We start from the raw sequence: 18,575 nt of genomic DNA, 5'->3' as shown, positions 1-18,575 counted from the left end.
CTTGACTCCTATCAAGCACCTGTTTATCTATTTCTAAACGCTGTCGTCCTTTTGTTCATCGAGCTTCTTTTCAATCACCTTTTTGACACTAGAAGAAAGGCCAACTGCAATCGCCAAGACGAGAAGGCTGACGGGTTGCGTGGCAGAAATAACCTTTGTATCTACCAAGATATAAAAAATCATGTAAATAATCGCTAAGAACAACCAGCCATTGTAGCCAAACCTTAAGCATTGTTTCTTTTGTTTGGTTGACTTCAGATTTTCCTTTGCCTTACACATACCAGTAGCAAAGATAGCCATAAAACCTGCTGTCACCAACAAAGAAAGCCAATACTCTGTCGCGATAGGGCGAGCTGTCGCTAATTGATAGAAAATGAACAGCAACTGAAAGACAAAACTTGCTACTAGTACCACCTGTACCACTAGAGTCCCTGTTATCACGAATACTTTTTCATTGCGCGTCATCTTTCTTTTCCTCCTTGTAAATAAGAATCATCATCATGATAAAGAGAGCAATAGTCGGGATATTGAGGGACAAATACCAATCTGGCACATTCAAGATTCCTAAGTCGTTCAAAATCCATGATATAAGGGAAACAAGCGATACTAGAAAAACACTGACTTCTGGTAGATAGGATACAAATCGTTTCATCCATTTCCTCTCCTCTTCATTTACTATATTCAGTGTAACATATCTTGTTTATTTTGTAAACAATAATTGTCAAAATTATATCAAAAGTTGTCAATGCGATTCAAACAAGGAAGAGGTGATACCTATTTTACGAGGTGATTTTACTAGAAAACAAACCCTAGTAAGCATTACCAAAACAAACGTGTGCCGTGAATCTGCGTGACACCAAGCTCCTTCATCACATACTCTGCATTGTCGCGCGTAACACCCCCTCCGATAAGGATTTCAATGCGTTCATCTGCGTAGGCAATCAATTCCTTGAGCCAGTCCATATTGTCAGCCGCAGCTCCATGAATACCACCGCGAGTTAATATCCGTGTCACACCACGTTCGACTAGCCAGTCCATTGCTTCAAACTGCCGTTTACGTGGAATCCTATCAAAAGCCATATGAAAAACCGTTTCAAGATGTCCAGCTTCTGCAATCAGTTGGTGCAAAAACGCCTCGTCCAGCCAATTATCCTCGTTAAGAGCTCCAAAAACAAGGCCGTCCGATCCCAATTCCTTGGCAATTCTTACATCTTCTAACATCATCTTCTTTTCTGCTACATCGTAGCAAAAATCACCACCACGAGGCCGCACCATGGTCATGACCGACACTCCCTGTTCATGGGCCAGTTCACACACCGTGTCAATGACACCATAGCTAGGAGTCGTTCCACCCACCGCTAGATTGTCACACAGCTCAATCCGACCCGCACCTAGGGCAATGGCTTGCGCAACGCGTACATGATTCTCTGCACAAAATTCTTTCATTTGTACTCTCCCTTATGTAAGCCTTTTCTTTTAGTATAACATAAAAAAGAGCAAGTGGCGCACTTACTCCTTTACCCTTGGAATATTTCTATTTTTTCTTGCTAGTACCATATCCTTTACAGAAACAAATAGGACAGCAAGCAAAATCAGGATCATCCCAACAAAATCAATTGGATAAAAGATTTCATGGACTAGTAAAACAGCAAAAAAGACAGAGGCAATCGGCTCAATTGAGGCAAGGAGACTTCCCGTGACCTGACCCACCATGCTCACTCCTTTTAAAAAGGCGGTGTAAGCAAAGACAGTCCCAACTCCTACGATACCAACCAAGCCCCAAAAAATCTCTCCATTAAAGGGCACAACCTGCCTCCAAGGCTGGAAAAAGAGACTGACTTCAATAGACCCTAACAGCATGGAAATCCCAATCACAGTCAAGCTCCCGTATTGTTTGATGAGAGGGATTGGTAAAATAATATAAAGGGCATAAGTGACCGCAGAAAATAAGCCCCAGAATAGACCTTTCGGTGTCATGGCTAACTGATTGACCTGCCCGTGGGTCGCAATCAGAAAGGTCCCTGCAAGGGCAAGCAAGATCGCAAAGACTTCAACGGCTGTCGGCTTTTGTCTCTGCTGGATACAAACATAGGCTAGAACCAAAATGGGACATAGGTATTGCAATACCTTCGCTGTCCCTGCATTGGTATGGTAGATTGCCGTTAGATAGGCTGTCTGATTCAAGACCAGACCAAAAATCGAAAAGAGAAACAAGCGAATCACTGCCTTTTTATCAGAACATAATCGCTTAAGTTGCTGTGGATTTTGATAGATAGCTAGGGCAACTAAGAGGACACCTGAAATCACCAAGCGCAGAACGGTCACCATTTCCACCGTCACACCCCTTGCCATGATAAACTGCCCACTGACCCCTGATAAGCCCCAGGCAAGCCCTGCTATAAGAGTCAAGAACGTTCCCTTTACTTTCTCATTCATCTCCGCAATCTCCTCCTTGTTTTCACTTCCTCTCATTGTAACACAAGAAAGTCTATCTTGATACTCAAAGAAAATCAAAAATAGACGAGGAAACGCAATCGCAGATAGAGCTGGAGTTCATCAAGATAAGTTGACAAAGTATCCTTTTGATTTTCAAAGAGTATGAATAGCAAAAATCGCTTGTAACCCAGGCTGAATAGCCTTGTGTCAAGCGATTTGCTGTTGTATGTTTTCAAATATAGGTCTGAATGACCAATCTTAGGATAGGAGATTAGTTTCTATCTGCCAAACCGACGTATTCCACAAAGCGCAAGAAAGCTGCTTGACCTTCTGGTGTCCGTTTGTAGACGCCTGCATCCTCTAACACCCGACCAAAGACCTGTCCCACAGCCTTTCGCACCAGCTGGGTGACTGTCTCCTTGGAAACCTCTGGATGCTGTCTCTTCAACTCATCTGCCCATTCTTGGTGATAAGCCACGACCTCTTCTACTTCTCCTAGCAGATAAGCCTCCACCTCCTGTAGTTCATCCTTGAGACGAGGCGGTAAAATCGCAAGTCCCATGACCTCGATTAGACCGATATTTTCTTTCTTAATATGCTGCACATCTGGATGTGGATGATAGATACCGTTTGGAAATTCTTCTGAGGTTTGATTGTCTCGCAAAACCAAGTCCAACTCAAATTGCTCTCCTTTTCTTCGGGCAATCGGAGTAATCGTATGGTGGGGCTCGCCATTTGACGAAGCAAATATCTGTACTGCTTCATCAGAGTAGCTCCGCCATTTGTCCAAAATCTTGGTTGCCAACTCTACCAAACGCCCCTTGTCCTCACAGGCCAAGCGAATCACAGACATGGGCCATTTGACCAAACCAGCACTCACCTCCTCAAATCCTGCAAAAGTGAACGAATGCTCCATTTCTGCCTTTTCCATAGCGAAGCGGTGCCGTCCCCCCTGATAATGATTGTGGGTGAGAATAGAACCTCCCGATATGGGCAAATCGGAATTCGAGCCTACAAAGTAGCCTGGCAAGAGGTCCACCAAATCGAGCAACTGCTCAAATGTTTTTGGGGTAATCGCCATTGGCACATGCTCGGTATTCAAGAAAATAGCATGTTCATTAAAGTAGGCATAGGGCGAGTATTGAAAGCCCCATTTTTCCTCACCCAAATCCAAACGGACAATTCGGTGATTGGCACGCGCAGGATGATTGACCCGCCCTTGATAGCCCTCATTTTCCATACAGAGGAGACACTTAGGATAGTCAGAAGCCTCTACCAATTTAGCTGCGGCAATGGCTTTGGGATCTTTCTCCGGCTTGGACAAATTGATTGTAATCTCCAAATCACCATACTCTGTCGGCACCTGATAGTAGATATTCTTGGCAATCGCCTTGACCTTGATGTAATCGTTGCGCTTACTAAGGTCATAAAAGTCTGCAATCGCTTGGTCTGGATTGCTCTCATATTGCGTCCAAAACTCTCGGTTAAGCTGACTCGGACTGGGTGTGATAAAGTCCATAAGCACTGCCCCAAGCACTTCCTGCTCTTCAAGCAAGAAACCCACGAAACCATTTTCAACAGCAAGCGCCACCAACTCATCCTTTGCCTCTACGAGTGTCTGAGCATGACTTTCTCTCTCCACACCTGCTTCACCGACAAGTGCCATGATACGATTGCAGAGATAGGTTCGATCTACCTCCTCATACGCACTTTCTGCGATGACCCAGTCTACAAACTTGTCTACTACACTTCTTACCATTCCTTCTACCTACTTATTTTCTGGATAAAACGCGGGAACCTGCTGCAATTTCAGCAATATAAAAACTCGGTGCATAGCCCACAATCTCTGTATAGGTCTTGCCAACCGTTTCGATGAATGCCTCAACCTTGTCCTTGTCCACAATAGCAATACCGCAACCACCAAAACCAGCACCTGTCATACGTGCCCCAAGTACACCCTCTTGTTGCCAAGCTGTATGTGCCAAGGTATCCAATTCAAGACCTGTCACTTCATAGTCATGCTCCAACGATACATGAGAAGCATTGACCAAGCGACCAAACTGCTGCAAATCTCCCGCTTCCAAGGCCTGTCTTGCCTGCAAGGTTCGCTGATTTTCCCAGACGGCATGGCGAGCCCGCTTGATCCGATTTTCGTCCTGAATCAAGTAGCTGTACTCATCGAAGGTTTGCGCATCAAGTTCGCCCAAGGTTTGAATAGGTAACACGGCATTTAATTCTTCGACTGCCTTTTCACATTCTGCCCGGCGTTCATTGTACTTGGAATCCGCCAATTCACGACGCTTGTTGGTATTCATAATCACGATGACATGATTGCCCAAGTCAAGGGGTACTAATTCATATTCCAGTGTATTGGTATCCAGATAAATTGCTCGCTGATCCGCTCCCATACCGATAGCGAATTGATCCATAATCCCTGAATTAACCCCGATGAATTGATTCTCCGTCTGCTTACCTATCTTTACCAAGTCAAGACGGGTCAAGTCCAAGTTAAACAATTCCTCTGCGATAATCCCGATCAATAATTCTAAGGAAGCAGACGATGATAAGCCAGAACCGTTTGGAATATTGCCATAGACAAAGACATCCATACCGCAATCAATCCGATGCCCTGCCTCTTGTAGATACTTTAAGACACCTTTGGCATAGTTGGTCCAGTTGTCTGCCTTATCATAGACCAAGCTTTCTAATTTTACTTCGATAATGCCAAGTTCTTCGAAGTTAGCAGAGTAAAAGCGCAACAATTGATCTTCACGTTTACGAGCTGCTCCGTAAGTCCCCAAGGTAATCGCAGCAGGAAAGACATGCCCACCATTGTAATCTGTGTGCTCTCCTATCAAGTTAATCCGTCCTGGAGAAAAGAAGGTCGCATCTGCTTCCTTTCCGAAAACTCCTTCAAAAGCCTGTTGAAGCTCTACTGTGTTCATAGACAGTCCTCCTCTTGTAACCGTTTTTATTTCATTGTAAACTGATTTGATTCGTTTGTCAACATTTTTAGTAAAATTTACTAAAAACAATTGCTTTAGCAAATTCTCGTATAAACTGTGGTATAATGAAAGAGAACTGAGGAGAAGATTATGGTTACTTTAAAAGATATTGCACAAAAAACGAAGTTATCTACTGCCACCGTGTCCCGTGTCTTAAAAGAAGATGCGAACTTATCCGTTAGCCCTGACACGCGCAAAAAGGTCTTTGCCATCGCCCAAGAATTAGGCTATACCAAACATCTGAGCAAACAGCGTCCTGACAGCATCATCCGAAAAATCGGAATCCTCCAATGGTATACTGAAAGCAGGGAATTGGATGATCTCTACTACTACTCCATTCGGATTAGCTTGGAACAACGAGCCCTAGAATTGGGCTATGACATCGTTCGCTGTTTCCATAATATTTCTTCTCCTCTTCTAAAAGAGGTAGACGCTCTCATTGCCATTGGAAAATTTAGTCAACAACAGATGACTGAACTCGCTCATTTCCATAAACCATTGGTCTTTGTGGATTTTGATACGCTGGCAGACGGATTTTCCTGCGTGACGACGGACTTTAATCGCTCTGTCATGCAAGTGATTGACCACTATCTTGAGCAAGGGATTAGAGAAATCGGTATGATTGCCGGTCAAGAAGAGACCTACGACAAGGAAGTAACCTTGTTAGACCCAAGATTGCGGACCTTCAAACAATACCTGTCTGCTCGTGACCTATACCAAGACCGCTTTGTCTTTACAGGGGCCTTTACCAGCCAATCGGGCTACCAGCTCATGAAAGAAGCCATTGATAAGTTAGGAGACGACTTGCCAACAGCCTTTTTCGTTGCCAATGATAGCCTCGCAGTCGGTGCCCTCCGCGCCTTACACGAAGCCCAAATCGCCATTCCAAATCGGGTTCAAATCATCACCTTTAACGATACCCCGATTACCAAGCAAGTCTACCCTGCCCTGTCAAGCATCACGGTCTTTACCGAAGAAATGGGGATTCAAGCAGTTGACCTAGTGGACACCATGCTGAAGAAACCGACCACCTACCACCCCCGTATGGTGAAACTTGGCACACAATTAACCTTGAGAGGGAGCAGTTTATAAAGAATGAAGTAGCTGAAAAGGCTCAAAACCAACAGTAGTTCATTGGTTTTGAGCCTTTTACTATCTATAATGTTGTACTTGTATTAGCGCACATCCATCAAGAATACCAGTAATTAGTCCAACAACTTCTGCAATTCTTGGGCTAGTAACTGCTGCGCAACCTGTGGATTGGCCTGCCCTTTGGTTGCCTTCATCAGGAATCCCGTAAAGGCCTTGTCGGCATTGCGTTTGCCAGATTTGAAGTCTGCCACAGCTGCTTCATTATCCGCAAAGACCTGATGAATGATTGGAATCAAGACAGCGGGATCTGAAATCTGAATCAAGCCAGCTTTTTCTACGTATTCACGCGCAGAACCCCCATTTTTCGCTAGATGTACAAAGACTTTCTTAGCAATTTTTGATGAAATGGTGCCGTCAGCAATTAAGCCGATCATTTCGACCAGATTTTCTGGCGAAAGGGCGATCTCTGACAAGGTCTTTTGCTCGGCATTCAAGAACTGCGCCACCTCTCCTTGCAACCAGTTAGATACCTGCTTGGCATCACCACCAAGCGCAACAGCTGCTTCAAAGAAATCTGACAAGGCTTTGGTCGCAGTCAACTGGCTCGCATCATAGGCTGATAGACCTAAACGCTGCATGTAATCTGCACGGCGCTCCTTAGGAAACTTCGGTAAAGTGGAAGCAACTTCAGCAATCCAGCTGTCCTCAATCTCATATAAAGGTAGGTCTGGCTCTGGGAAATAGCGATAATCAGCTGATCCTTCTTTGACGCGCATGAGGATCGTTTCCCCCGTCGCTTCATCATAACGGCGGGTTTCCTGCTGAATTTGACCACCTGATCGTAAAATCTTAGCTTGGCGTTCTACTTCATGTTGCAAGCCTTTTTTAACGTAGTTAAAGGAGTTCAAGTTTTTCAACTCCGTTTTCGTCCCAAAGGCTTCTTGACCATAGGGACGAAGAGAGATATTGGCGTCAACCCGCATTGACCCTTCTTCCATTTTGACATCTGAAATCCCTGTATACTGAATGATTTCTCTCAGTGCTGTCAGGTAAGCATAGGCCTCTTCTGGACTACGCATATCCGCTTCCGAGACAATCTCAATCAAAGGCACTCCCTGACGATTCAAATCAACATAGGAATAACCGTCTGTTCCATGGGTATTTTTCCCTGCATCTTCCTCTAAGTGCGCCCGTTCAATACGGATTTTCTTACTAGTACCGTCCTCTAACTCAATCTCAATCCAGCCATTATAGCCAATTGGCTCATCAAACTGCGAAATCTGGTAAGCCTTAGGATTGTCCGGATAAAAGTAGTTCTTGCGGTCAAAGTGCATGTGCTGATGAATGTCCATGTTCAAGGCCAGCGCTGCCTTAATCCCTGCTTCAACCACACCCTTATTTAAGACAGGTAAGACACCAGGGAAAGACCAGTCAATCACATTGGTATTGGCATTTGGACCCTCACCAAAATGCGCAGAGGAGGGGGAGAAAATCTTTGAATGGGTATTTAATTCAACATGGACTTCTAGTCCAATAATGGTTTCAAAGTTCATTAATTTTCACCTCCAAAAATCACAGGTTGCTGTTGATGGTAATCTGTTGTTGCTTCAAAGGCTGCCGCCACTTGGTAAATGGTTTCCTCACTATGTTTTGGTCCAATCAATTGCAAGCCAACTGGCAGCCCCTCCACAAAACCAGCAGGGATTGAAATCCCCGGTAGGCCTGCAAGGTTGACGGGAATGGTCAACAAATCAGCTAGATACATAGCAACAGGGTCTTGATTCATCGTCCCAAGGCCATAGGCAACTGTTGGAGCAGTCGGACCTAAAATCAAATCATAGTCAGCAAAGACTTGCTCAAAATCACGGATAATCAAGCTGCGAACCTGACCCGCTTTTTTGAAGTAAGCATCATAATAACCAGATGACAAACTAAAGGTTCCAAGCATAATACGGCGTTTAACCTCGTCACCAAAACCTTGACTACGCGTATGGACATAAATCTCATCCAAATTCGTCGCATCTTCTGCACGGAAACCATAGCGAATCCCGTCAAAACGCTGCAAGTTTGAACTAGCTTCAGATGAGGCAATGATATAATACACTGCTACACCATACTTGCTATGAGGCAAGCTGACTTCCTCAATCACAGCACCTAGGCTCTCCAAGTGCTTGGCTGCTTGTAAAATACAGTCCTTAATCTGCGGGTCAATCCCCTCTCCGATGTACTCTTTGGGAAGGGCAATCTTCATACCCTTGATGTCTTTGCCAATCTTGCTGGTATAATCTGCCACCGTAAGCTGAGCTGAGGTAGCATCTTTTGCATCGTGGCCTGCAATCACATTGAGCAACTGAGCATTTTCTTTGACCGTCTGTGAGAAGGGACCAATCTGATCCAAGGAACTACCAAAGGCAATCAAGCCAAAACGAGACACCGTTCCATAGGTTGGCTTCATCCCGACCACTCCGTTAAAGGCGGCTGGTTGACGAATAGAGCCACCGGTATCTGAACCGAGTGACAAGCGCACCTGACCAGAGGCTACGGCTGTCGCAGAACCACCTGAGGATCCTCCTGGCACCTTGGTCTGATCCCAAGCATTCTTGGTCTTTTTAAAGTAAGACGTCTCAGTCGATCCACCCATGGCAAATTCATCCATATTAGTTTTTCCAATGACAACCATGTCTTTTCCATAGGCATTGGCTACTGAAGTTGCATCAAAAATGGGCTCATAATTGTAGAGCATCTTAGAAGCCGCCGTTGTCAAGATTCCCTTAGTAGAAATATTATCCTTGACAGCAAGCGGAATCCCTGCCATTACATTGCCGGCATCAACCCCTTTTTCATCAATCTTAGCAGCTTGAGCTAAGGCCTCTTCTTCTGCAATCGTAATAAAGCTACCGACTGTCTCCTCACGCGCTTTGACATCTTCCAAGGTCGCTTTTGTTAATTCCACAACCGATACTTCTTTCTTGACGAGAAGGTCATGCAACTCATCAATTGAATAGTGATTAAAACTCATTAGGCCTCCCCTCCTCCGTCTAAAATGGCTGGAACTTTAATAAAATACTGGTGAGATTCGGGAACATTCTGAAAGAGTTCCTCCCTATCTTCACCTTTTTGAGCAACATCCTCCCGCATCACATTTTTATGCTCTGCCATTGTTGTGGTGACAGGAACACCTGTCGTATCCACTTCATTTAGCAACTCAACCATATCGACAATCTTGCTCAAGGTCGTTGCAAAAGCTGCTGTTTCTTCCTCACTAAAAGCCAACTTTGATAGCTTGGCTACATGACGAACTTCTTCTTGCGTAATTTTCATCATTGCATCCTTTCTTGCACCTACTCGAAAGGAAATCAAAATCGTGCAATTCCAACACCTCTTTTGATTTCCCATACTGTATCCCTCTTATTTTACCACAAATCCCTTTGCTTCCTCAATGAAATGGTATTCCAACGCACACATTTCTGTTCTTGGTAAAAAATGAAAAAGACCGAGCTGTTCTTCAAGCCCAGTCTCTATTATTCTATCGTATGTCTGCTCCTAAGACTTGCTCAGCATGTCGTAGGGCAAATTGATGCCGTTCTTCTGTCAGACTAGCTACAGCTGAAGCGATTATCTCAATCTTATACCCCAGATTATAGGCATCAATAGCTGTATGAAGGACACAAATATCCGTCAAGACACCTGTCAAAACCACCGTGTCCACCCGTCTTTCCCGCAAACGAATATCCAAATCCGTTCCTGAAAAGGCTGAATAATGGCGCTTATCAAGCCAACAGACCCGCGCATGCTCCTGATGTTGTGCATAAAAATCTGCTAAGGGACCATATAAATGCCGTCCCCTTGTCCCCTTGATATTATGAGGCGGAAAGAGGTGACTTTCTGGATGAAAGGCGTCATCTGCTTCATGCAGATCGACAGCAAATACAATATAATCCCCACGGTCAAAGGCCTGCTGGGTTGCATCATAGATTGCCTGTGAAATTGCTTGGGCAGGAGCACCTGCTGTCAATTTCCCCTCATCTGCTACAAAATCGATCGTATAATCAATCGAAATAAGTGCCTTGGTCATCTTAATAATCCCGTTTCTTAATTTCATCAAAAATGGCTGGAATCAAGACTTTCAAGTAGGTTCCTTTCATTCCCAAGGAGCGACTTTCGATGATTCCTGCACTTTCTAACTTCCGCAGGGCATTGACAATCACCGACCGAGTAATCCCGATTCTATCTGCGATCACAGAAGCAGTCAACTGTCCCTCATCACCATTCAACTCACCCAAAATAGCTGAAACAGCCTTCATCTCTGAATACGAGAGGGTATTAACCGCCATATTGACCGCTGCACGGCGACGAATACTTTTCTCATCTTCTTCCCGTTGGAAATTTAAGAGCTGAATCCCAACCACTGTCGCTGCAATTTCAACCAAAATCAAATCATCTTCGTCAAATTGTTCCTCGTTGCGCCAAATAATCAAGGTGCCAAAACGAATCCCCGTCACATGAATCGGGGCAATCGTGGTCAGACTATTAGGATACATGGAGCGAGATTCCACCGGAATCGCTGTCAACTCGCTGTCAGCTGGAAGGTTGACCTGGGTATCATACACCTGTGCCACTCCCTTCACATACCCATCTGGAAATTGCTTGGTCAGAAAGAATTCTTCTACGCGGTCATTATTGGTCTTGTATTTCATATAGTATCCCAAGACCTCTCCCTCGCTATTGATAATGCAGGCATTACAATCAATAATCTCTGAGAGATGTTCCGCAATCGTATTGTAAGGCAAGTCCTCTGACAATTGCTCTTCTGAACGCTTCAAAATAGACGTGATGTCTCGCGTCTTTTCTAATAATGTAGTCATATTATCCTCTTTACTCTGTAATTGCTTTCATTATACCAAAACAAACCTTTAATTTCAACAATTATCAGAAAATTACATATTGTCCAACAAGATACGAGGGCGTATAAAAAGCGACTGTACCACAAGGGTAGCCATATCTATAGTGGATTGAGAAAGGAATGGGACAAGGAAAGGAGCTGCAGATAGAACTGGCCTTCATCAAAGCGACTTAGCGATGTCCTAACCTTTATTCCATTCACCATATAAAGCAGGCGTAGCCTGCAACAGCTCTAGTAAAAAACTCTTAGAAAAACAAGCTCCTGCTTTTCTAAGAGTTGAAAGAATAGTTATAGGAACAGGCGCTCTGAGCATTTTTGTCACTCTTTTGAAACATAGATATCTTGACTTGCATTAGCGTCTATACTGCCGCAAGAAACGCGTCATCTTTTCTTGAATTTCGGCTAGCTCATCCACACGCGGTAGATAAACAATGCGGAAGTGATCTGGCTCTTTCCAGTTAAAGCCTCGTCCGTGAACAAGCAAGATTTTCTCCTGTTTCAAAAAGTCCAAGACAAACTGCTCATCATCATCAATCCGATACATGTCACGGTCAATTTTCGGGAAGATGTAAAGCCCTGCCTTGGGCTTCACAGCAGACAAGCCAGGAATATCGCTGATGGCTTTTGTAATAAATTCCCGTTGCTCATATAAACGCCCTCCTGGCATCAAGAGCTTGTCAACGGACTGGTAGCCTCCCAGCGAGGTTTGTACTACCTGCTGGGCCAAGACATTCGAGCAAAGACGCATATTAGACAGCATATTGAGTCCCTCAATATAGCCCTTTACATGACGTTTTGGTCCAGACAAGACCATCCAACCCACACGGAAACCGCAGATACGGTGCGATTTGGACAAGCCATTCATGGTGACGACAAACAAGTCAGGCGCTAGGGTCGCAATCGGAATATGCACTGTCCCGTCAAAAACCATACGGTCATAAATTTCATCCGAGAAGATAATCAACTCATGGCGACGCGCAATAGCCACAATCCCCTCTAGGATTTCTTTCGGGTATAAAGCACCTGTTGGATTGTTAGGATTGATGAGGACGAGTGCCTTGGTACGAGAAGTGATTTTCGACTCCATATCAGACAAATCTGGATACCAATCCGCCGCCTCATCACAGACATAGTGGACCGCATGTCCACCAGCCAAGCTGACAGCCGCTGTCCAAAGAGGATAATCAGGCATCGGCACCAAGACCTCGTCACCATTATCTAACAGCCCTTGCATAGACATAACGATTAACTCGCTGACCCCATTTCCCAAATAAATATCTTCAATATCTACATTAGGAAAATTCTTCAACTGGCAATACTGCATAATCGCCTTACGAGCTGAAAAAATCCCCTTACTATTGGAATAACCCTCTGATTTCCGCGCATTGTGAATCAAATCATGAATCACCTCATCTGGCGCCGTAAAGCCAAACTCAGCAGGATTTCCCGTATTTAAACGCAAAATTTGCTCACCATTTGCCCGCATGCGCATCGCTTCTTCTAATACTGGCCCACGAATATCATAGGCGACATCGTCTAATTTCATTGATTTATCAAACTGTCTCATCAAGATTCCCTCGACTTTCTACTGGTATTATTTTAGCCTAAATTCCTCAAAATAACAAGAACTACTTCACTTTTCCTCAAAAATATGTTATAATATATAGGGAAAGAAAGGGGTGAAGACCTATGACACAATCTTATCACACTATTCTGGTCGCAGTCGATGGTTCAAAAGAAGCTGAATTAGCGCTCCACAAAGCCATTCACGTTGCAAAGCGCAACCAAGCACGACTGATCATTGCCCACGTCATTGACACACGTGCACTGTACAATGTTGCAGCTTTCGATGCTACCATCTATGAGACGCTTGAGCAAGAAGCCCAGACTCTCCTCAAGGAATACCAAGAAAAGGCGCTGCAAGCAGGTCTCGCTGATGTGCAAATCGTTCTCGAATTTGGGAACCCTAAAACCCTCCTTGCCCACGATATTCCTAAAGAAACAGGCGCTGACTTGATGCTCTTAGGCGCAACAGGTCTCAATACTTTTGAACGCCTCCTCATCGGATCTTCTTCCGAATACATCCTCCGCCACACCACCATTGATTTGCTGGTTGTGCGGGATAAAGATAAAACCATGTAGTATATACTGGATGGAGAAAGGAAGAGGACAAAACAAGGAGCTGCCGATAGAGCTAGCGGCCATCAAAGCGACTTAACGATGTCCCAATCCACTATAAAAGCGACGGATTCCCGTCGCTTTTATGATTTTTTTGTCATCTGTCGCTCTAATTCCTTTTGAATAGCAGGTTCTGGAGCAAATCTTTCTTCCCAATCATCTGGTTTTAAAATTTTATGGGTCACAGGGTCAAAATGCGCTCGTCCGTCCGGGAAAATTTTTCCCATATTGGCCTGATGAACAATGTCAAAAATCGGCTTTGGATCAACACCCATCAAGGCAAAAGAACCATAGGTGAAGTAGAGCAAATCAAGCAAGGCATCGACCTGCCCCAACAAGGGATTAGCTGGTTTTTCCTTCTGTTGAGACTTGCTAGCAGCCTTATCCAAGGCCTGATGAAGGTTTTGAATAAACCCTTTAAACTCCTCATCATTCCTTGATGTCGCATATAAAAATTCGACAATTTCCTCTAGCTTAAAATCGGATCGATGGAGGGCAGTTTGCCCATCGTAAGCTTTGGGAGACTCTTGGGTCACCCCGTCCATTTTGGCATGAAATTCTTTGACCGCATTGAACTGAGAATCTTTACTGCGAAACATCTGCTCCTCCTTCAACGAGACCAAAATGCTCTAAGGCCTTAAAAATACCATCATGGTTATTACTGTCCGTTACATAAAAGGCTACCTGACGAGCCTTTCGAGTCCCATTTTTCATGGCAACTGAATGAGGAATACCCGCTAGCATTTCCAAGTCATTATTGGAATCACCAAACACCATGACTTCATCGAGCGTAAAGTGGTACTGCTTCCCGACACGCTTGATGCCCTCTAATTTCGAATTTTCCTTCGAAATAATATCCACCGCATAAGGGCTCGAACGCGTAAAAGTCAAATTCGGAAACTGCGAAGCCAGCTTTCTCGTCTCCCTTTCTGTCGCGAGTAACATCATTTGATAAATCGAGCGTTCAGAGATAATCCGCAACTGTTCCTTATCTTGAGGACTGACTTTTCGGATAAAGCGGTTGAAGATAAAATTGACCAGTCCAGCCCAAGAAGCCGGAATCATCCGCGTCAAACGATAAGCCAGATTACCACCACCAAAACTCATAATCCGACTACCAGCTACCCCAAAAGCTGTTCCGAAAGAGAGGTCTTTCTTGTATTTTTTCGCGTATTCAATCAAAGCTGGCATATCTTCTTTCGGTAGCTCCTGCATAAAGAGGACCTTTTCCCTTGATAGAATGTACTGACCATTGTAGGTCACCGCAAAATCTATGCCCAAGGAAGCCATATACTGGAGAACGAAGCGAGGTCCCCGACCCGTAGCTAGCCCTACCAAAATCCCCTGTTTCTTCAATTGATTGATGGCTGAGATGGTGGATGGACTGATTGTCCGACTATCTGTCAACAAGGTCCCATCTATATCGAAAAAAACAGCCTTAATCTCCAACATCTCACCTACTTTCTCGCATTTTATGTTACAATTAGTATACCACATTTAGAAAGAATCTGAAAGTTTATGAAAAATATTCTTGTCTTACATACAGGCGGTACCATTTCCATGCAGGCAGATAGCACAGGAAAAGTCACTACAAATCAAGAAAATCCTATGAATCATGTCTCCGTTCCGCTCGAAGGAATTCAAGTCACAGCGCTAGATATCTTCAATCTTCCTAGCCCCTACATGACCCCAAATCATATGCTTCATCTCTATCACAAGATTAAGGAGGAAGCAGATCATTACGACGGAGTGGTCATCACACACGGGACCGATACCCTCGAAGAGACAGCCTATTTTCTTGATACCATGGACTTACCCAATCTTCCAGTTGTCTTGACAGGTGCTATGCGCTCATCAAATGAACTAGGAAGCGACGGAGTTTACAATTACCTCACTGCCCTGCGCGTTGCTAGTCATGACAAGGCAAAAGACAAGGGCGTTCTCGTGGTCATGAACGATGAAATTCATGCGGCAAAATACGTTACTAAGACCCATACAACCAATGTCGGAACCTTCCAAACACCGACCCACGGACCACTTGGCCTTGTGATGAAACACGAAATTCTCTACTTCAAAAATGCAGAATCTCGCGTCCGCTTTGATTTAGATAAGATCTCAGGATTTGTGCCAATTATCCCTGCCTACGCTGGAATGAAGACAGAGTTACTAGACATGCTAGACATCAGTAAACTCGACGGCATCATCATCGAAGCCTTTGGAGCAGGAAATCTGCCACAAGAAGTGGCTGATAAGCTCACTGAATTTCATGAGGCTGGTATTCCAATTGCCCTCGTTTCCCGTTGCTTCAATGGTATTGCGGAACCTGTCTATGCCTACGCTGGTGGCGGAGTGAGATTGCACCAAGACGGCATCTTCTTTGTCAAGGAACTCAACGCCCCCAAAGCTCGCCTCAAACTCCTCATCGCCCTAAATGCTGGTTTGAAAGGGCAAGAGTTGAAAGACTATCTGGAAGGCTGATTAACTATTCTATTTTGAAGGATAATACTATTATAAAACACAAAATTTCCTAGGTCCTCGGCCTAGGAAATTATTTAATCTAATCGCTCTTCTTTTCTTAAATACGGTAATAAAACCTGCCATTCGGACCGACTTTGCCAATCTGGCTCTGACACAATCTGAGCCGCTACTCGCCTTGCCTCTTCTAAGATGGCATAATCTTCGATGATATTGGCCACCTGAAATTCAGGCAAGCCCGATTGACGCGTTCCAAAAATTTCACCAGAGCCCCGCATTTTCAAATCTTCTTCTGCTAGGACAAATCCATCTGTTGTTTCCGTCATAATCCGCATCCGATCCTTACCCGAATCTGTTTTGGGATTGGCCACCAAAATCGCATAGGATTGCTTCTGACCACGACCAACACGACCTCGCAACTGATGCAATTGACTCAGTCCAAACCGGTCGGCATCCATAATCACCATAACCGTTGCATTAGGGACATTCACACCGACCTCAATCACCGTGGTGGAGACCAAAATATCTGTCTGTCCCTCTTTAAAGGTCTGCATAATCGCCTCTTTTTTATCATTTTTCATTTGACCATGAAGTAAAGCGATACTTGCTTTCCCCTTAAAATATGCTGCCAATTCCTCTTCCAAAGCAATGGCATTTTTCAAATCAAGTGCTTCTGATTCCTCAATCAAAGGTGAAATGACATAAACCTGTGCACCTTTAGTTACTTCTTTTTCGAGCCACTCCAGCACAACTGGAAATTGCTCATGCCTAATCCAACGGGTCACAATGGGCTTACGCCCTGCTGGAAGCTGATTGATAATCGATACATCCATATCACCAAAAGAGGTAATTGCTAACGTTCTAGGAATAGGCGTTGCCGTCATCATCAAGACATCAGGATTCGCTCCTTTTTCTCTCAATAATCGCCGCTGTTTAACACCAAAGCGATGCTGCTCGTCCGTGACCACCAATCCTAAACGATGATATGTTACTCCATCCTGGATAAGCGCATGAGTTCCTACAATCATATCCACCTGTCCAGATTCAATCGCTGCTAAAGCAGTCCTACGAGGTGCTACCCGCATCCCACCTGTCAATAAAGCAATCGATAAGTCCGGAAAGAGCTGAGATAAACTTTCAAAATGTTGCTCTGCCAAAATCTCAGTTGGCACCATGATTGCCGACTGCATCCCAGCCGTATAGGCTGCATACATAGCTAAAGCTGCAACAACTGTCTTTCCAGACCCGACATCTCCCTGCAAGAGACGATTCATGTGTTCTACAGACTTCATATCCGCCAAAATTTCATCTAATGCCCTACCTTGGGCTTCTGTCAACTCAAATGGCAAAGAAGCAATTTTTTCTTTCACTGCAAGTGCATTATAGAGAATTTCTACACCGTCTGATGCTACCTTATTAGCCACCTTTAACTGTTGTAAACGCAACTGAAAATAGAATAATTCCTCAAATTTGATGCGCCGCAAAGCCTGCTTGTATTCTCCTAACTCTTTTGGAAAATGCATGGCTCGCACCGCCTGTCTGCGATCCATTAAGCGGTAACGTTCCATCAAGGCTTGTGGTAGATTTTCTCCCAACAATTTATCATATCCCTTATCAAACGCTGCCTTTACTAGTTTTACAACACCGGCCTGAGAAATCCCCTGTGAAACATGGTAGATTGGCTGTAATTCATCCTCTAATTGGGCAACCAGCTTCATACCCGTTACACCAGCCTTTGCCTTATCCCATTTTCCCCAGACAGCGATTTCTTGTCCCAGCTCAATTCGATCTGCTAGATAGGGTTGATTGAAAAAGGAAACTGCTATGACCACTTCCCCCTGCTTAAGTGAAAAGCGCAACTTATTCCGCTTAAAACCATAATATTGAACAGTCGCAGGTGTCATCACCTGACCAGAAATCAAGGCCTTCTCCCCATCTTCTAGCTCCAACACCGATCGAGCCGCAAAATCATCATAACGAAAAGGATAGTAGCACAGTACATCCTCTACCGTCTCTAACCCCAATTGTTGAAATTTTCCAGCCGACTTCTCACCTACACCAGGCAGGGCTACTAAGCGATCCTCTAAACTAATCATACTCCGATTATAACAAAAAAAAGTGAAAAGTACCATGAATGTTTGTGACTGCCTTTACTTCTATAGAAATTATAAAGCCCATTAAAGGAAGTAGGAATATCCTATTAGGTGCTTTACAACTAAACTACGCATCCTTTTAACCATAAAAAGAGAGAATCTACTTCCCTCTCGCATTGTATTATAAGCCACTAGAGTTGACAAAAAGCCCAACTTATCTCGTATATCAAAAGCAATAAAAAAGCCACTCTAAGGTGGATTGCTACAATCGGGAAGACAGGATTCGAACCTGCGACACCTTGGTCCCAAACCAAGTACTCTACCAAGCTGAGCTACTTCCCGTAGATATAAGAGGGCGTATCCCACTTGTAGAGTACTTGTAAGGACGACTTA

The 18,575-nt window shown here is 44.3% G+C and carries 16 protein-coding genes, 1 tRNA gene and 1 pseudogene; 3 read left to right on the top strand and 15 right to left on the bottom strand.

All coding sequences use genetic code 11. The annotated features are described in order from the left end of the window. Positions 1-33: 33 nt before the first annotated feature. The 6 genes from E4T82_RS10870 to E4T82_RS10845 all read right to left on the bottom strand — a co-directional run bounded on the left by E4T82_RS10870 (position 34) and on the right by E4T82_RS10845 (position 5,381). Positions 34-465, bottom strand: a complete 432-nt coding sequence (locus E4T82_RS10870) for a hypothetical protein (RefSeq protein ID WP_135182814.1) — start codon at positions 463-465, stop codon at positions 34-36. Then, entirely contained in the window at positions 452-652 is a 201-nt protein-coding gene (locus E4T82_RS10865) for a hypothetical protein (RefSeq protein WP_135182813.1), read from the bottom strand. Before E4T82_RS10865 ends, E4T82_RS10870 begins: the two co-directional genes overlap by 14 nt. A gap of 167 nt (positions 653-819) precedes the next feature. Then, positions 820-1,446 carry a copper homeostasis protein CutC gene (locus tag E4T82_RS10860; protein WP_135182812.1) on the bottom strand — a complete coding sequence of 209 codons (627 nt, stop codon included), beginning with the start codon at positions 1,444-1,446 and terminating at the stop codon, positions 820-822. 63 nt (positions 1,447-1,509) lie between these two features. Then, a complete protein-coding gene (locus tag E4T82_RS10855; protein ID WP_135182811.1) occupies positions 1,510-2,436 on the bottom strand; it encodes a DMT family transporter in 927 nt (308 codons plus the stop codon). 271 nt (positions 2,437-2,707) lie between these two features. Then, a complete protein-coding gene (gene galT / locus E4T82_RS10850) occupies positions 2,708-4,195 on the bottom strand; it encodes a UDP-glucose--hexose-1-phosphate uridylyltransferase (RefSeq protein WP_135182810.1) in 1,488 nt (495 codons plus the stop codon). A 13-nt stretch (positions 4,196-4,208) separates the two neighbouring features. Then, positions 4,209-5,381, bottom strand: coding sequence for a galactokinase (locus E4T82_RS10845; protein WP_135182809.1), 1,173 nt, complete (start codon positions 5,379-5,381; stop codon positions 4,209-4,211). Between the two features lie 150 nt (positions 5,382-5,531). Here E4T82_RS10845 and E4T82_RS10840 point away from each other — a divergent pair, with 150 nt between their 5' ends. Continuing rightward, complete coding sequence (locus E4T82_RS10840) at positions 5,532-6,533, top strand: LacI family DNA-binding transcriptional regulator (protein WP_135182808.1); 1,002 nt, start codon at positions 5,532-5,534, stop codon at positions 6,531-6,533. 113 nt (positions 6,534-6,646) lie between these two features. On the opposite strand, the gene gatB is transcribed toward E4T82_RS10840, so the two are convergent. From gatB to E4T82_RS10810, 6 genes are all read right to left on the bottom strand, one after another. Further along, a complete protein-coding gene (gene gatB, locus E4T82_RS10835) occupies positions 6,647-8,086 on the bottom strand; it encodes an Asp-tRNA(Asn)/Glu-tRNA(Gln) amidotransferase subunit GatB (protein WP_135182807.1) in 1,440 nt (479 codons plus the stop codon). After that, on the bottom strand, positions 8,086-9,552 hold the full coding sequence (gatA, locus tag E4T82_RS10830) for an Asp-tRNA(Asn)/Glu-tRNA(Gln) amidotransferase subunit GatA (protein WP_135182806.1): 1,467 nt from the start codon (positions 9,550-9,552) through the stop codon (positions 8,086-8,088). The genes gatB and gatA overlap by 1 nt, the downstream gene beginning before the upstream one ends. Further along, positions 9,552-9,854, bottom strand: a complete 303-nt coding sequence (gene gatC / locus E4T82_RS10825; protein WP_135182805.1) for an Asp-tRNA(Asn)/Glu-tRNA(Gln) amidotransferase subunit GatC — start codon at positions 9,852-9,854, stop codon at positions 9,552-9,554. The genes gatA and gatC overlap by 1 nt, the downstream gene beginning before the upstream one ends. 205 nt (positions 9,855-10,059) lie before the next feature. Then, positions 10,060-10,608 (bottom strand): cysteine hydrolase family protein, encoded by a 549-nt coding sequence (locus tag E4T82_RS10820; RefSeq protein WP_135182804.1) that lies wholly within the window; start codon positions 10,606-10,608, stop codon positions 10,060-10,062. 1 nt (position 10,609) lies between these two features. Then, complete coding sequence (gene codY, locus E4T82_RS10815; protein ID WP_135182803.1) at positions 10,610-11,398, bottom strand: GTP-sensing pleiotropic transcriptional regulator CodY; 789 nt, start codon at positions 11,396-11,398, stop codon at positions 10,610-10,612. 390 nt (positions 11,399-11,788) lie between these two features. After that, positions 11,789-13,003: a pyridoxal phosphate-dependent aminotransferase gene (locus E4T82_RS10810; RefSeq protein WP_135182802.1), complete on the bottom strand. Its 1,215-nt coding sequence runs from the start codon at positions 13,001-13,003 to the stop codon at positions 11,789-11,791. 122 nt (positions 13,004-13,125) lie between these two features. Between E4T82_RS10810 and E4T82_RS10805 the strand changes: the two genes are divergently transcribed. Beyond that, on the top strand, positions 13,126-13,578 hold the full coding sequence (locus E4T82_RS10805) for a universal stress protein (protein WP_135182801.1): 453 nt from the start codon (positions 13,126-13,128) through the stop codon (positions 13,576-13,578). 119 nt (positions 13,579-13,697) lie between these two features. On the opposite strand, the pseudogene E4T82_RS10800 reads toward E4T82_RS10805, so the two are convergent. Further along, positions 13,698-15,063, bottom strand: a pseudogene (locus tag E4T82_RS10800) (HAD-IIB family hydrolase). A 69-nt stretch (positions 15,064-15,132) separates the two neighbouring features. Between E4T82_RS10800 and E4T82_RS10795 the strand changes: the two are divergent. Next, on the top strand, positions 15,133-16,092 hold the full coding sequence (locus E4T82_RS10795; RefSeq protein WP_135182800.1) for an asparaginase: 960 nt from the start codon (positions 15,133-15,135) through the stop codon (positions 16,090-16,092). Between the two features lie 74 nt (positions 16,093-16,166). Here the strand turns inward: E4T82_RS10795 and recG are convergent, their stop codons facing one another. After that, positions 16,167-18,182, bottom strand: a complete 2,016-nt coding sequence (gene recG / locus E4T82_RS10790) for an ATP-dependent DNA helicase RecG (RefSeq protein WP_416222664.1) — start codon at positions 18,180-18,182, stop codon at positions 16,167-16,169. A 268-nt stretch (positions 18,183-18,450) separates the two neighbouring features. Beyond that, positions 18,451-18,524: transfer RNA gene (locus E4T82_RS10785), tRNA-Pro, on the bottom strand. Between the last annotated feature and the right edge of the window lie 51 nt (positions 18,525-18,575).

The organism is Streptococcus cuniculi (assembly GCF_004570575.1).
In the GTDB taxonomy this organism is placed as follows: Bacteria; Bacillota; Bacilli; order Lactobacillales; family Streptococcaceae; genus Streptococcus; species Streptococcus cuniculi_A.
This window is presented reverse-complemented; position numbering and strand designations above follow the sequence as displayed.